Source organism: Candidatus Pantoea rara, from assembly GCF_051136265.1.
GTDB classification, from domain to species: Bacteria; Pseudomonadota; Gammaproteobacteria; order Enterobacterales; family Enterobacteriaceae; genus Pantoea; species Pantoea rara.
Genome location: NZ_CP194942.1, coordinates 1,433,051 through 1,448,219, shown reverse-complemented (window position 1 = coordinate 1,448,219; position 15,169 = coordinate 1,433,051). Strand labels below are relative to the sequence as shown.

9 protein-coding genes are annotated in these 15,169 nt (G+C 58.3%); all 9 read left to right on the top strand.

Annotated features, from left to right (window positions below; translation table 11 throughout):
* Positions 1–128: 128 nt before the first annotated feature.
* The 9 genes from ACR8BF_RS06840 to manD all read left to right on the top strand — a co-directional run bounded on the left by ACR8BF_RS06840 (position 129) and on the right by manD (position 15,162).
* Entirely contained in the window at positions 129–1,364 is a 1,236-nt protein-coding gene (locus tag ACR8BF_RS06840) for an MdtA/MuxA family multidrug efflux RND transporter periplasmic adaptor subunit (RefSeq protein WP_434745759.1), read from the top strand.
* Positions 1,364–4,486, top strand: a complete 3,123-nt coding sequence (locus ACR8BF_RS06835; protein ID WP_434745758.1) for an MdtB/MuxB family multidrug efflux RND transporter permease subunit — start codon at positions 1,364–1,366, stop codon at positions 4,484–4,486. Before ACR8BF_RS06840 ends, ACR8BF_RS06835 begins: the two co-directional genes overlap by 1 nt.
* The gene (gene mdtC, locus ACR8BF_RS06830) at positions 4,483–7,557 is read left to right on the top strand and encodes a multidrug efflux RND transporter permease subunit MdtC (protein WP_292992164.1); all 3,075 of its coding nucleotides are present in this window, start codon (positions 4,483–4,485) and stop codon (positions 7,555–7,557) included. The genes ACR8BF_RS06835 and mdtC overlap by 4 nt, the downstream gene beginning before the upstream one ends.
* Positions 7,558–7,608: 51 nt before the next feature.
* Positions 7,609–9,015 carry an MFS transporter gene (locus ACR8BF_RS06825; RefSeq protein ID WP_434745757.1) on the top strand — a complete coding sequence of 469 codons (1,407 nt, stop codon included), beginning with the start codon at positions 7,609–7,611 and terminating at the stop codon, positions 9,013–9,015.
* Entirely contained in the window at positions 9,012–10,400 is a 1,389-nt protein-coding gene (baeS, locus tag ACR8BF_RS06820) for a two-component system sensor histidine kinase BaeS (RefSeq protein WP_434745756.1), read from the top strand. The genes ACR8BF_RS06825 and baeS overlap by 4 nt, the downstream gene beginning before the upstream one ends.
* A gap of 6 nt (positions 10,401–10,406) precedes the next feature.
* Positions 10,407–11,114 carry a two-component system response regulator BaeR gene (gene baeR / locus ACR8BF_RS06815; RefSeq protein WP_179895298.1) on the top strand — a complete coding sequence of 236 codons (708 nt, stop codon included), beginning with the start codon at positions 10,407–10,409 and terminating at the stop codon, positions 11,112–11,114.
* Between the two features lie 123 nt (positions 11,115–11,237).
* The gene (yegQ, locus tag ACR8BF_RS06810) at positions 11,238–12,617 is read left to right on the top strand and encodes a tRNA 5-hydroxyuridine modification protein YegQ (RefSeq protein ID WP_314984431.1); all 1,380 of its coding nucleotides are present in this window, start codon (positions 11,238–11,240) and stop codon (positions 12,615–12,617) included.
* Between the two features lie 222 nt (positions 12,618–12,839).
* A complete protein-coding gene (gene yegS, locus ACR8BF_RS06805; protein ID WP_179895296.1) occupies positions 12,840–13,739 on the top strand; it encodes a lipid kinase YegS in 900 nt (299 codons plus the stop codon).
* 208 nt (positions 13,740–13,947) lie between these two features.
* Positions 13,948–15,162 carry a D-mannonate dehydratase ManD gene (manD, locus tag ACR8BF_RS06800; RefSeq protein ID WP_179895295.1) on the top strand — a complete coding sequence of 405 codons (1,215 nt, stop codon included), beginning with the start codon at positions 13,948–13,950 and terminating at the stop codon, positions 15,160–15,162.
* Positions 15,163–15,169: the final 7 nt, after the last annotated feature.

Sequence of the window (15,169 nt, the reverse complement as noted above, 5' to 3'; positions counted from 1 at the left end):
ACCCTGACAGATATTCCTTATTTCCTTCAATTTCTGCCTGTCAGAGGCGACTACACTCTGTCGTTTGCAGGCTCCCCATTTGATGCCTGCGCCTGGGACTACGTCACTGCTGGAGAGCATCAACAATCATGAGCACCCGACATCCTGTTATGAAAAAAACCCTGATCGTGCTGGCCCTGATCGCTGTGGCCACGGGAGGCTACTATGCCTGGCAGCGCCACGCCCAGCCGCAGAGCAGTAGCCAGACAGATTCGCCCGCGCCACATGGCGGCAAAGGCGGAGACGGTGCTCGTCGGCCACTCGCGCCGGTGCAGGCTGCGACCGCCACCCGTCAGAGCGTGCCGCAATACCTCAGCGGGCTGGGTACGGTGACGGCCGCGAACACGGCCACGGTACGCAGCCGGGTCAATGGCGATTTACTGGCGATCCACTTCACTGAAGGCCAGCAGGTCAACGCGGGCGATCTGCTGGCAGAAGTCGACCCACGGCCTTATCAGGTGGCGTTAACCCAGGCTCAGGGCCAGCTGGCGAAAGATCAGGCGACGCTGGCCAACGCCCGTCGCGACCTGGCGCGCTTCGAGAAGCTGGCAAAAACCTCTCTGGTGTCGCAACAGGAGCTGGATACCCAGCGCTCACTGGTCAGCGAAACGCTCGGCACCCTGAAAGCCGATGAAGGGGGTGTCGCCAGTGCGCAGCTTAATCTGACTTACAGCCGCATCACCGCGCCGATTGCGGGTCGTGTCGGCCTGAAACAGGTGGATGTCGGTAACTACGTCACCAGCGGTGACACCACCGGCATCGTGGTGATCACCCAGACGCATCCGATTGATGTGGTCTTTACCCTGGCGGAGAACAGCATCAGCGCCATTCTCACGGCGCAGAAAAGCGGCCAGTCACTGCTGGTGGAGGCCTGGGATCGCAGTAATCAGAATCTGATCGCCAGCGGCAAACTGCTGAGCCTCGATAACCAGATTGATGTCACCACCGGCACCATCAAAATTAAAGCGCGGTTTGATAATCAGGACGACACGCTGTTTCCCAATCAGTTCGTGAATGTGCGACTCAAGGTCAACACCCTGCAGGATGCGGTTGTGATCCCGCCTGCTGCGTTGCAGATGGGCAACGAGGGCCACTTTGTCTGGGTGGTGAACAGTGACAACAAGGTCAGCAAGAAAAGTGTGGTGGCTGGACTGCAGGATAGTGAGAAAGTGGTGGTCAGCGCCGGTCTGGAGGCAGGCGAACGCGTGGTGACCGATGGTCTGGATCGCCTGACCGAAGGCGCGAAAGTAGAGATAGTCGCGCCGCAGAGCAACGCACCGCGCGCCACCCGCGCCACTCTGCCGTCAAAAGGAGAGCGTGAGTAATGCAGGTCATGCCTCCCGATCACAGTGGCGGGCCGTCACGCCAGTTTATTCTGCGTCCGGTCGCCACGACGCTGTTGATGATTGCGATTTTGCTGGCCGGTGTGCTGGGCTACCGCTTTCTGCCGGTCTCGGCGCTGCCGGAAGTCGACTATCCGACCATCCAGGTGGTCACGCTCTATCCGGGTGCCAGCCCGGATGTGGTCACCTCTTCCATTACCGCCCCGCTTGAGCGTCAGTTTGGTCAGATGTCGGGTCTGAAACAGATGGCGTCGCAAAGCGCTGGCGGAGCCTCGGTGGTGACGCTGCAGTTTCAGCTGACGCTGCCGCTGGATGTGGCCGAGCAGGAGGTGCAGGCAGCCATTAACTCTGCCACTAACCTGCTGCCAGACGACCTGCCCAATCCGCCGGTCTACAGCAAAGTCAATCCTGCCGACCCGCCGATCATGACGCTGGCTGTGACTACGCGCAGCATGCCGCTGACGCAGGTTCAGGACATGGTAGAAACGCGTGTCGCTCAGAAAATTTCGCAGGTCAGTGGTGTCGGGCTGGTCACTCTTTCAGGCGGTCAGCGTCCGGCGGTGCGGGTAAAAATGAATGCACAGGCGCTGGCGGCATTAGGTCTGACCAGCGAAACGGTGCGAACCGCGATCAGCAATGCCAACGTCAATTCGGCTAAAGGCAGCCTGGATGGCCCGACCCGCTCTATCACCCTGTCAGCCAATGACCAGATGAAGTCTGCGGAAGATTATCGCCAGTTGATTATCAGCTACAAAAATGGTGCGCCGGTGCGTCTGGGTGATGTGGCGACCATCGAACAGGGTGCCGAAAACAGCTGGCTCGGTGCCTGGGCTAACCGCGATGCAGCGATTGTGCTCAACGTTCAGCGTCAGCCTGGCGCCAATATTATCGCCACGGCAGATAACATCCGCGCCATGTTGCCCGCACTGACCGCTGCTCTGCCGAAGTCGGTAGACGTAAAACTGCTTACCGATCGTACCACCAATATTCGCGCCTCAGTCAACGACACGCAGTTTGAGCTGATACTGGCAATGGCGCTGGTGGTGATGATTATCTATCTGTTCCTGCGCAACGTGCCCGCCACGCTGATCCCGGCCGTGGCAGTGCCGCTGTCGCTGATTGGCACCTTTGCGGCAATGTACTTCCTGGGCTTTTCAATTAATAACCTGACGCTGATGGCGCTGACCATTGCCACTGGCTTTGTGGTCGATGATGCCATCGTGGTGATTGAGAACATCTCGCGCTACATCGAAAAAGGGGAAAAGCCGCTGACTGCCGCGCTGAAAGGTGCCGGCGAGATCGGCTTTACCATTATCTCCCTCACCTTTTCGCTGATTGCCGTGCTGATCCCGCTGCTGTTTATGGGCGACGTCATTGGCCGCCTGTTCCGGGAATTTGCGGTCACGCTGGCAGTGGCGATTCTGATTTCCGCGGTGGTCTCACTGACTCTGACGCCGATGATGTGTGCCCGGATGCTCAGTGCAGAGTCGCTGCGCAAACAGAACCGCTTTTCGCGTGCCAGCGAAGCGATGTTTGATCGTATCGTGGCCGCCTATGGCCGGGGTCTGAAACGGGTGCTGAATCATCCCTGGCTGACGCTGTCGGTCGCACTTGGCACCCTGGTGCTGACACTGCTGCTGTGGATGGTGATCCCCAAAGGCTTTTTCCCGCAGCAGGACAACAGCATTATTCAGGGTACGCTGCAGGCACCGCAGTCGGTCTCCTACGCCAGCATGGCGCAGCGCACCCGCGACGTTGCCTCCATCATCATGAAAGATCCGGCGGTGGAGAGCATGACCTCGTTTGTTGGCGTGGATGGCACCAATGCCTCGCTGAACAATGCGCGGCTGCAGATCAACCTCAAGCCGCTGGATCAACGCGAAGACCGCATTCCGGCCATTCAGCAGCGCCTTCAGCAGCAGGTCAGCCAGTTACCGGGCGTGCAGCTGTGGCTGCAGGCGGTGCAGGATCTCACCATTGATACTCAGGCGAGCCGTACGCCCTACCAGTTCACGCTCCAGTCGGGTTCACTGTCATCGCTCAGTACCTGGGTTCCGGCGTTGCTGACCCGACTCAGCACCCTGCCACAGCTGCGCGATGTCAGCAGTGACTGGCAGGATCAGGGACTGGAAGCCTATGTCAACGTTGACCGCGACAGCGCCAGCCGCCTCGGCATCAGCATGGCTGACGTCGATAACGCGCTTTACAACGCGTTTGGTCAGCGGCTCATCTCCACCATCTACACCCAGGCGAATCAGTATCGTGTGGTGCTCGAGCAGGACAATAGCGCCACACCGGGGCTGGCGAGCCTGGAGGGCATTCGCCTTAACAGCAGCGAGGGCGGCAGTGTACCGCTGAGCGCCATCGCCCGCATTGAACAGCGTCACACACCGCTCGCCATTAATCATCTCGACCAGTTCCCCTCAGCGACCTTCTCCTTTAACGTGGCTGACGGCTATTCGCTGGAAGATGCGGTGAAAGCGGTGTCTCAGGCGGAAGCACAGCTTGGCATGCCTGCCGAGCTGATGACACAGTTCCAGGGCAGCACGCTGGCGTTTGAGGCGGCGCTGAGCAGCACCGTCTGGCTGATTGTGGCGGCCATTGTCGCGATGTACATCGTGCTGGGTGTGCTCTATGAGAGCTTTATTCACCCAATCACCATTCTCTCAACGCTACCCACGGCGGGTGTCGGCGCACTGCTGGCGCTGATGCTCAGCGGCAATGAGCTGGATATCGTGGCGATCATCGGCATCATCCTGCTCATCGGCATCGTGAAAAAGAACGCCATTATGATGATCGACTTTGCGCTGGCAGCTGAGCGTGAACAGGGCATGAAGCCTGTTGAGGCTATCTATCAGGCCTGCCTGCTGCGCTTCCGGCCGATTCTGATGACCACACTGGCCGCCCTGCTCGGCGCGCTGCCGCTGATGCTCAGTTCCGGCGTCGGTGCCGAGCTACGTCATCCGCTGGGGATTGCGATGGTCGGCGGCCTGATTCTGAGCCAGGTGCTGACACTCTTCACCACGCCGGTGATCTACCTCCTGTTTGATCGCCTGGCGCACGCTACGCGTCGTCGTTTTGGCCGCACGGAGGCCGCAGAGTGAAGTTCTTTGCCCTGTTCATCCATCGGCCCGTCGCCACCACCCTGCTGACGCTGGCTATCGCGCTGGCCGGGATACTGGGTTTTCGCCTGCTGCCGGTGGCGCCGCTGCCGCAGGTCGATTTCCCGGTGATCGTTATCTCGGCGTCCCTGCCGGGTGCCTCACCGGAGATCATGGCGTCGTCGGTAGCCACGCCGCTGGAACGCTCGCTGGGACGCATCGCAGGGGTCAGTGAAATGACCTCCACCAGTTCGCTGGGCAGCACCCGCATCATTCTGGTGTTTGATTTTGACCGCGACATCAACGGCGCGGCGCGCGATGTGCAGGCCGCGATTAATGCGGCGCAAAGCCTGCTGCCGACCGGGATGCCGTCGCGTCCGACCTATCGCAAAGTTAACCCTTCTGATGCGCCGATTATGATCATGACGCTGACCTCAGATACCTACAATCCGGGACAGCTCTATGACTACGCCTCGACCCAGCTGGCGCAGAAGCTGTCACAGATTGAGGGCGTAGGCGACGTCACCGTAGGCGGCAGTTCGCTGCCTGCGGTGCGCGTGGCGCTGAATCCCCAGGCGCTGTTTAATCAGGGCGTGTCGCTGGATGCGGTGCGCACCGCCATCTCTGACGCCAATCAGCGGCGGCCACAGGGTGCACTGGATGATTCGCAACAGCGCTGGCAGCTGCGAACCAACGACGCGCTGCAGACCGCCAGTGAATATCAGCCGCTGGTGGTGCACTACAACAATGGCGCAGCGGTCAGGCTGTCGGACGTAGCAACCGTTGAGGACTCGGTTCAGGACGTGCGCAATGCCGGGATGTCGCGCGGTAAACCTGCGGTGTTGCTGCTGATCCGCAAAACCCCTGAAGCGAATGTCATCGACACTGTAGACCGGATCCGCGCCGAAATGCCGCTGCTGCATGAGGTGATCCCCGCCGCCATCGATCTGCAGATTGCTCAGGATCGCTCGCCTACCATTCGCGCCTCGCTGCATGAAGTGGAGCAGTCGCTGATCATCGCCGTGGTACTGGTGATTCTGGTGGTGTTTGTTTTCCTGCGCTCGGGCCGTGCCACGCTGATCCCCGCCGTCGCCGTGCCGGTTTCGCTGATCGGCACCTTCGCCGCAATGTACCTGTGCGGCTTCAGCCTGAATAATCTGTCGCTGATGGCGCTGACCATTGCCACCGGCTTTGTGGTGGATGATGCGATAGTGGTGCTGGAGAACATTGCCCGCCACGTAGAAGCGGGCATGAAACCACTGGCTGCCGCACTGAAAGGGGTGCGTGAAGTCGGCTTTACTGTGCTGTCGATGAGTCTGTCGCTGATTGCGGTATTCCTGCCGCTGCTGATGATTGGCGGGCTGATTGGCCGCTTCTTCTCTGAGTTTTCCATTACCCTGTCGGTGTCGATTCTTATCTCGCTGTTTATTTCTGTCACCCTGACGCCGGTGATGTGTGCGTATCTGCTGAAGCCGCACGCGCCACGCAGCCAGCCGCGTCAGCGCGGCGTGGGTCGGCTGCTGATGGCGATCCAGCAGGGCTATGGCCGGTCACTGAGCGTGGTGCTGAACCATGCACGCTGGGTGCTGCTGCTGTTTTTCGCCACCATCGCCCTGACCGGCTGGCTGTTTGTTCATATCCCGAAAACCTTTATGCCGGAGCAGGATACCGGGCGACTCTCTGGCTTTATCTCTGCCGACCAGAGCATTTCGTTTCAGGCGATGCGCAGCAAGCTGCAGGATTTCATGGAGATTGTCGGCGCCGATCCGGCAGTAGAAAGCGTAGTGGGCTTTACCGGCGGGATGCGGACGAACAGCGGCTCCATGTTTATCTCGCTGAAGCCGCTGTCGGAACGTAAAGAGAGCGCTATCGAAATTATCGCCCGGCTGCGCACCAAACTGGCAAAAGAGCCGGGTGCCAGTCTCTATCTGAATGCGGTGCAGGATCTGCGCGCGGGCGGTCGGGAATCGAATGCCGCTTATCAATATTCCCTGCTATCGGACGATCTCGGTGCGCTGCGGACGTGGGAGCCGAAAATCCGCGAGGCATTCTCTGCCCTGCCGCAGCTGGCCGATGTGAACTCCGATCAGCAGGATAAAGGCAGCGAGATGGCGCTGACCTACGATCGGGAAAGCATGGCGCGGCTTGGCATTGATGTCTCACAGGCCAATGCCCTGCTGAATAACGCCTTTGGTCAGCGTCAGATCTCTACCATCTATCAGCCCCTCAACCAGTACAAAGTGGTGATGGAGGTCGATCCGCGTTACACCCAGGATATCAGCGCGCTGTCACAGATGTTTGTGATAAACAGCAACGGTAAAGCGATTCCGTTGTCATGGTTCGCCCACTGGCAACCCACGAATGCCCCGCTTTCGGTGAACCACGAAGGGCTGTCGGCCGCCTCGACTATCTCGTTTAACCTGCCAGAGGGAGTATCACTGTCGCAGGCATCAGAAGCGATTGCGCGCACGATGACCGCTATTGGTGTGCCATCCAGCGTGCGCGGCAGCTTTGCCGGTACGGCGCAGGTGTTTCAGCAGTCACAAAGCAGCCAGCTCTGGCTGATGCTGGCAGCGATTGCGGCGGTCTATATCGTGCTGGGCATCCTTTACGAGAGCTATGTGCATCCGCTGACCATTCTCTCTACCCTGCCCTCGGCGGGTGTCGGGGCGTTGCTGGCGCTGGAACTGTTTGATACGCCCTTCAGTCTGATTGCGCTCATCGGTATTCTGCTGCTGATTGGTATTGTGAAAAAGAACGCCATCATGATGGTCGATTTTGCACTGGAGGCTGAGCGTAACGGCCAGCTCAGCCCGCGGGATGCGATTTTCCAGGCGTGCCTGCTGCGCTTCCGGCCGATTATGATGACCACGCTGGCGGCACTGTTTGGCGCGCTGCCGCTGGTGCTGAGCAGCGGCGACGGTGCCGAACTGCGTCAGCCACTGGGGATTACCATCGCGGGCGGCCTGGTGATGAGCCAGCTGCTGACGCTCTACACCACACCGGTGGTCTATTTAATGATGGATAAACTGCGGCGCAAAAAACGCCCGCTGACCGCCGCGCAGCAGCCGTAATGGGTGCGAAGTCGGCCGGCATGGGGCGTGACGCTTTTATCGGAGGGATCGATGACTACGCAGAGCACTAACGTCCGCTGGCAACTGTGGATCGTTGCTATCGGCTTCTTTATGCAGACGCTGGATACCACCATCGTGAATACCGCGATCCCATCGATGGCGCATGACCTGGGTGTCAGTCCGTTGCACATGCATTCGGTGATCGTCTATTACGTGCTGACCGTGGCGGTAATGCTGCCAGTCAGCGGCTGGCTGGCGGATCGCTTTGGCGTGCGCAATATCTTCTTCTCCGCAATTGTGCTGTTCAGCCTGGGATCGCTGCTGTGCGCCGTTTCCGGCACGCTGGATCAACTGGTACTGTCACGGGTGGTTCAGGGGATTGGCGGGGCCATGATGGTGCCGGTAGGTCGCCTGACGGTGATGAAAATCGTGCCGCGCGAGCAGTATATGTCCGCCATGACCTTTGTGACGCTGCCCGGCCAGATCGGCCCGCTGCTGGGTCCGGCGCTGGGCGGTGTACTGGTGGAGTACGCCAGCTGGCACTGGATCTTTCTGATCAATATTCCGGTCGGCATCGCAGGCGCTATCGCCACTCTGATCCTGATGCCCAATTACCGCATGCAGACGCGTCGCTTTGATTTTGGTGGCTTTATCCTGCTGGCCGCCGGGATGGCAACCCTGACACTGGCGCTGGATGGTCAGCGCAGTAGTGGCGGCTCTCCGCTGCTGCTGGGTGCCATGATCCTCATCGGTATGTTCTCTCTGCTCTTCTACCTGATGCATGCCCGCGGCAATGACACTGCACTGTTCAGCCTGAAGCTGTTTGATAATCGCGTTTACGCCATTGGCCTGCTCGGCAGTTTTACCGGCCGCATCGGCAGCGGCATGCTGCCCTTTATGACGCCTATCTTTCTCCAGCTCGGCATGGGCTACAGCCCGTTTCACGCCGGTCTGATGATGATTCCGATGGTGCTGGGGAATATGGGGATGAAGCGCATTGTGGTGCGCATCGTCAATCTCTATGGCTACCGTAACGTGCTGGTGATGTCGACCGTAGCGCTGGCGCTGGTGGTGCTGCTATTTCCGCTGGTGGCGCTGCTGGGCTGGGTCTGGCTGCTGCCGCTGGTGCTGTTTCTGCAGGGGATGGTCAATGCCATTCGCTTCTCTTCGATGAATACCCTGACGCTGAAGGACCTGCCTGATGAGCTGGCGTCCAGCGGTAACAGCCTGCTGTCGATGATTATGCAACTGTCGATGAGTATCGGTGTCACCGTGGCCGGGTTGTTGCTGGGGGCGTTTGCCCAGGAAAGCGTTGCGAGCAGCGCAGCGGAACATCAGATGTTTATTTATACCTACCTTTGTATGTCGCTGATTATCATCCTGCCCGCGCTGGTGTTCTGGCGCGTCCCGCCACAGGTGAATACCCATGTCGATCTGCGACGCCGGAGAAAAAAATGAAACTCAACCTGCGCCTGGGTATCGGGGCCAAACTGTTTATGGCGATTTTCGCCACCTGCATGCTGGTGCTGATCACCATGCACTGGGGCGTTCGCCTCAGTTTCGAGCATGGCTTTGTCGACTACATCAAGCGCGGCAACGAGCAGCGGTTAAATCTGCTCAGCGATGCGCTGGCCGATCAGTATGAACAGCACGGCAACTGGGATTTTTTGCGCCACAACGATCGGCTGGTCTTCACCATGCTGCGCTCGCTGGAGCAGAATCCGGACAGCAACAGTCAGCTGCCACCACACGGCTGGCGCACCCAGTTCTGGATCCTCGACCAGCAATATAAAGTACTGGCCGGACCAAAATCACCGGTGCCGCCCGAAGGCACCCGACGCAATATCACCACCAGCAATAATAAAGTCGTTGGCTGGGTGATCGGCTCGCCGCCGGAGCGGCTGACGCGCAGCACCGACATTAACTTCGATCAACAGCAGCGACGCACCAGCTGGATTATCGTCGGTCTGTCGACACTTCTGGCGGCGCTGGCGACCTGGCTGATGGCGCGCGGCCTGCTTGCCCCGGTCAAACGGCTGGTGGATGGCACCCATCATCTGGCGGCCGGTAATTTTGCTACCCGCGTGGAGGTCAGCAGCCGCGATGAGCTGGGCCAGCTGGCCGGTGATTTTAACCTTCTTGCCAGCTCGCTGGAGAAAAACGAAAGCATGCGGCGTGCCTTTATGGCCGACATCTCCCATGAACTGCGCACGCCGCTGGCTATCCTGCGCGGTGAACTGGAAGCGATGCAGGATGGGGTACGCAAACTGACGCCAGAAGCGATCGCATCGCTGCAGAGCGAAGTGGTGGTGCTGACCAAGCTGGTCGACGATCTGCATCAGCTGTCGCTGTCGGATGAGGGTGCCCTCGCCTACCGCAAACAGGCCACCGATCTGGTGCAGCTGCTGGAAGTGACGGCCGGCAGCTTTGCCGAACGCTATCGCGCGCATGGTCTGACGCTGAAACTAAATTTGCCCGATAGCGCTCCCTTCTTTGGCGATCCCGACCGCCTGATGCAGTTATTCACCAATCTGCTGGAGAACAGCCTGCGCTACACGGACAGCGGCGGGCGGGTTGAAGTCACACTGAAGTATGAAACCCCCCACTGGCGCATCGATTTTGATGACAGCGCACCCGGCGTCGACAGGGAACATCAGGCGCAGATTTTTGAGCGATTCTTCCGCACCGAAGGCTCACGCAATCGCGCCAGCGGCGGCTCCGGCCTGGGCCTGGCCATCTGTAAAAATATTGCAGACGCTCACGGCGGCGATATTCATGCGACGCACTCTGATTTAGGTGGACTGAAAATCGCGCTACACTTGCGCTATGTTCCCCTTGTATAGACGCTTATGAGCCAGGAAAACCACGATCCGCTGATTCTGGTGGTCGAAGATGAGCCGAAACTGGCGCAGCTGATGATCGATTATCTGCACGCCTCGAATTACCAGACCCATCACATCGCCGACGGCAATGCGGTGCTGGAGTATGTGCGCCAGACGCCGCCCGACCTGATGCTGCTGGATTTGATGCTGCCGGGTACCGATGGCTTAACACTGTGCCGCGAAATCCGCCGTCATTCCGAGCTGCCGATTATTATGGTCACCGCCCGCACCGAGGAGATCGATCGGCTGCTGGGGCTGGAGCTGGGCGCAGATGACTACATCTGTAAACCCTTCAGCCCACGTGAAGTGGTCGCACGGGTCAAAACGATTCTGCGCCGCGTAAAACGATCATCAGAAGAGCCGCAGAGCGCATCGCTACTCCGGGTCGATGAGAGCCGCTTCTTCGCCAGCTGGCGCGAAAAGCCGCTGGACCTGACCCCGGCGGAGTTTCGCCTGCTGAAAACGCTGTCGCTGGAGCCCGGCAAAGTCTTTTCACGCGAACAGCTGCTCAACCATCTTTATGATGACTACCGGGTCGTCACGGATCGCACCATCGACAGCCATATCAAGAATCTGCGGCGCAAGCTGGAGAACCTGGACAGCGAGCAACCCTTTATCCGCGCCGTCTATGGCATGGGCTATCGCTGGGAAGCTGATGCCTGTCATTTGATCTAGTTTGATCCCGATCAATTTACTTCCCTTTTCTCACTGCCTACAATTTCGCACCCTTTGCAGGGCTTAATGGCCCTGCACCTGCCGCCTGAGGCGGCATACTGACCTGACATCAGTGAGAAAACCATGAAACCCGAACTGCTTTCCCCCGCCGGTACGCTGAAAAACATGCGTTATGCCTTTGCGTATGGTGCCGATGCCGTGTATGCCGGCCAGCCGCGCTACAGCCTGCGGGTGCGCAATAACGAATTCACCCATGAAAATCTCGCAGTGGGCATCAATGAAGCGCACGCGCTGGGTAAAAAATTCTATGTGGTGGTGAACATTGCGCCGCACAACGCCAAGCTGAAAACCTTTATTCGCGACTTAGCGCCGGTGGTGGCGATGCAGCCTGACGCGCTGATCATGTCCGATCCTGGCCTGATCATGCTGGTGCGTGATGCTTTCCCGGACATGCCGATTCATCTATCGGTGCAGGCTAATGCGGTCAACTGGGCCACGGTTAAATTCTGGCAGCAGATGGGGCTGAGTCGGGTGATTCTGTCACGCGAGCTGTCGCTGGAGGAGATCGCTGAGATCCGCCAGCAGGTGCCGGAGATGGAGCTGGAAGTCTTCGTTCATGGCGCGCTCTGCATGGCCTATTCCGGTCGCTGCCTGCTGTCAGGCTATATGAACAAACGTGACCCGAATCAGGGCACCTGCACCAATGCCTGCCGCTGGGAATATAACGTGCAGGAAGGCCAGCAGGATGAGGTGGGGAATATCGTCGGTATCCACGAGCCTGTCGTGGTGCAGGATGTCACGCCTGTGCTGGGTATCGGACAGCCCACCGACAAGGTGTTTCTGCTGGAAGAGAAGATGAAGCCCGGTGAGGTAATGAGCGCGTTCGAAGATGAACACGGCACCTACATTATGAACTCGCGGGATCTGCGCGCGGTCGCGCATGTTGAGCGGCTCAGCGAGATGGGCGTGCATTCGCTGAAAATTGAGGGACGCACCAAGTCCTACTATTACTGCGCCCGCACTGCCCAGGTTTATCGTCGGGCGATTGACGATGCCGCTGCCGGCAAGCCGTTTGACCCATCACTCCTGTTAACGCTGGAAGGTCTGGCACATCGCGGCTATACCGAAGGCTTCCTGCGCCGCCACACGCACGACAGCTACCAGAATTATCAGCAGGGTTTTTCAGTTTCCGATCGCCAGCAGTTTGTCGGCGAATTCACCGGCGAGCGCCGGGGCGAATGGGCTGAAGTCGCGGTGAAGAATAAGTTTATGCTGCACGACAGCGTGGAGATCATGACGCCTGACGGAAATCTGCATTGCCAGCTGGATGCGCTGCAGAATGCCCGCAGCGAACCCACTGAAGTGGCGCCGGGCGATGGCCATCGCGTCTGGCTGCGGGTGCCGGAAGAGGTTGATCTGCGCTTTGCACTGCTGCTGCGCAACTTCGATCACGGCGAAGATACTCGTGATCCACATAATCGTTTACTAACGGAAACATTTTGAGGAAATCAGAACAGGATCACAGACCCCTGTGCAGGGCTGCTTTATAGTCCCGCCTGCTGCTAATGAGTAACAACAAACGGCAGATTTACCTGGAACCACCTCATTTACCCGCCCGGCTCCCCCGTGCGGGTTTTCTTTTTTCTCTCTTTCGCCAATTATTTACTGCTGGCAGCTATGTTATAAATTCCCCTTCTTACTCTGTAGATCTTCAAGGAACGCAAAATGGATAATAAACCGCTTACGCTACTCATCCTGAATGGGAAAGGCGCGGGCAATGATGATCTGCGCGAAGCCATTACTACCCTTCGTGAAGAAGGCTTCGATATTGCGGTGCGTGTCACGTTTGAAAAAGGTGACGGCGACAGGTATGTCAAAGAGGCGATTGCGCTGAAGGCCGAGACCGTGGTGGCAGGCGGTGGCGATGGCACGATCAATGAGATCGCGACGGCGCTCGCGGCATCCAGCGCCGATCATCGTCCGGTGCTGGGCATCCTGCCGCTGGGCACCGCCAACGACTTTGCCACCAGCGTCGGCATCCCGGAAGAGATGGAACCGGCACTGCGGCTGGCGATTGAGGGCAAAGCGAATGCCATCGATCTGGCCAGAGTGAACCAGAGCCACTACTTCATCAATATGGCAACGGGCGGATTTGGCACCCGCATCACCACAGAAACCCCGGAAAAACTGAAGTCGGCGCTGGGCGGTGTCTCCTACTTTATTCACGGCCTGATGCGCATGGATACCCTGAAGCCGGATACCTGCGAGATCAGCGGTCCCGATTTCGCCTGGCAGGGTGATGCTCTGGTGATCGGTATCGGTAATGGGCGTCAGGCGGGCGGCGGTCAGCGCTTGTGCCCGTCGGCTTTGATTAATGATGGCCGCCTGGACGTCAGCATTGTCACCGCGCAGGAGCTGCTGCCAACGTTGCTGCACTCGCTGACCGGCGACGATGACAATCCTGGTATTGTCACGACGCAGCTGGCGTCACTGACCATCCGTTCGCCGCATGAGATGACCTTTAACCTTGATGGCGAGCCGCTCTCAGGACGGGAATTCGTGATTGAGGTGATGGAGGGCGCGCTGAGCTGTCGTCTGCCACCGCAGTGTGAACTCCTTTCCTGAGCCTGAGTAAGGGGGGCGAAAGCTCCCTTTTAACACCGGTCTGAATCTTTGTTTTTAAAAAATGCCTCTTTCATTTCTCCTTTTTGCCGTGCTTTGGTCCCCCTGAAACTCTCTGTGACTGGGTTCACAACTCTGCCAGCCTGACTTGTATGGTAGTATTAAAGCGCGTACTTTTTCGTCATTGAACGCTGACTGAAAGGCAAACAGGATGAAAATAGTTAAGGCGGAAGTATTTGTAACCTGCGCAGGCAGAAACTTTGTCACCGTGAAAATCACCACCGATCAGGGACTGACCGGCATTGGCGACGCCACGCTGAATGGCCGTGAATTACCGGTCGCCTCCTACCTGAAAGATCACGTCTGTCCGCAGCTGATTGGCCGCGATGCCCATCAGATCGAAGATATCTGGCAATATTTCTACAAAGGCGCTTACTGGCGTCGTGGTCCGGTGACCATGTCCGCTATTTCTGCAGTTGATATGGCATTGTGGGATATCAAAGGCAAAGCCGCCAATATGCCGGTTTACCAGTTGCTGGGCGGTGCCTCACGGACTGGCGTGATGGTCTATTGCCACACCACCGGCCATTCCATCGATGAAGTGATGGATGACTACGCGAAGCACAAAGAGCTGGGCTTCAAAGCGATTCGCGCACAGTGCGGCGTGCCGGGCATGAAGACCACATACGGGATGGCAAAAGGCAAAGGCCTGGCTTACGAGCCTGCAACCAAAGGTAACTGGCCGGAAGAGCAGTTGTGGTCAACTGAGAAATACCTCGATTTCACGCCGAAACTGTTTGCCGCTATCCGCGACAGGTTTGGTTTCGATGAGCATCTGCTGCATGACATGCACCACCGCCTGACGCCGATTGAAGCGGCGCGTTTTGGTAAGAGTGTGGAAGATTATCGCCTGTTCTGGATGGAAGATCCGACGCCTGCTGAGAATCAGGCGTGCTTCCGTCTGATCCGTCAGCACACCGTCACGCCAATTGCGGTGGGCGAAGTGTTCAACAGCATCTGGGATTGTAAGCAGCTGATTGAAGAGCAGCTGATCGACTACATCCGCACCACCATCACACATGCGGGCGGCATTACCGGTATGCGCCGTATCGCTGATTTTGCCTCGCTCTATCAGGTGCGCACTGGCTCGCACGGTCCTTCCGATCTCTCCCCGATTTGCATGGCGGCGGCGCTGCACTTTGACCTCTGGGTGCCGAACTTCGGCGTGCAGGAGTACATGGGCTTCTCTGAACAGATGATGGAGCTATTTGACGCAAACTGGACCTTTGATCAGGGCTACATGCATCCAGGTGACAAGCCGGGCCTCGGCATTGAGTTCAATGAGAAACTGGCCGCGAAATATCCCTATGAACCTGCCTATCTGCCGGTTGCCCGTCTTGAAGATGGCACCCTGTGGAACTGGTAAGGAGAAC

Excerpts from the sequence above, each read along its gene's own strand:
- yegS (WP_179895296.1), top strand. The coding sequence starts at position 12,840 with ATGGATAATAAACCGCTTACGCTACTCATCCTGAATGGGAAAGGCGCG.
- ACR8BF_RS06840 (WP_434745759.1), top strand. The coding sequence starts at position 129 with ATGAGCACCCGACATCCTGTTATGAAAAAAACCCTGATCGTGCTGGCC.
- ACR8BF_RS06825 (WP_434745757.1), top strand. The coding sequence starts at position 7,609 with ATGACTACGCAGAGCACTAACGTCCGCTGGCAACTGTGGATCGTTGCT.
- ACR8BF_RS06835 (WP_434745758.1), top strand. The coding sequence starts at position 1,364 with ATGCAGGTCATGCCTCCCGATCACAGTGGCGGGCCGTCACGCCAGTTT.
- baeS (WP_434745756.1), top strand. The coding sequence starts at position 9,012 with ATGAAACTCAACCTGCGCCTGGGTATCGGGGCCAAACTGTTTATGGCG.
- baeR (WP_179895298.1), top strand. The coding sequence starts at position 10,407 with ATGAGCCAGGAAAACCACGATCCGCTGATTCTGGTGGTCGAAGATGAG.
- yegQ (WP_314984431.1), top strand. The coding sequence starts at position 11,238 with ATGAAACCCGAACTGCTTTCCCCCGCCGGTACGCTGAAAAACATGCGT.
- manD (WP_179895295.1), top strand. The coding sequence starts at position 13,948 with ATGAAAATAGTTAAGGCGGAAGTATTTGTAACCTGCGCAGGCAGAAAC.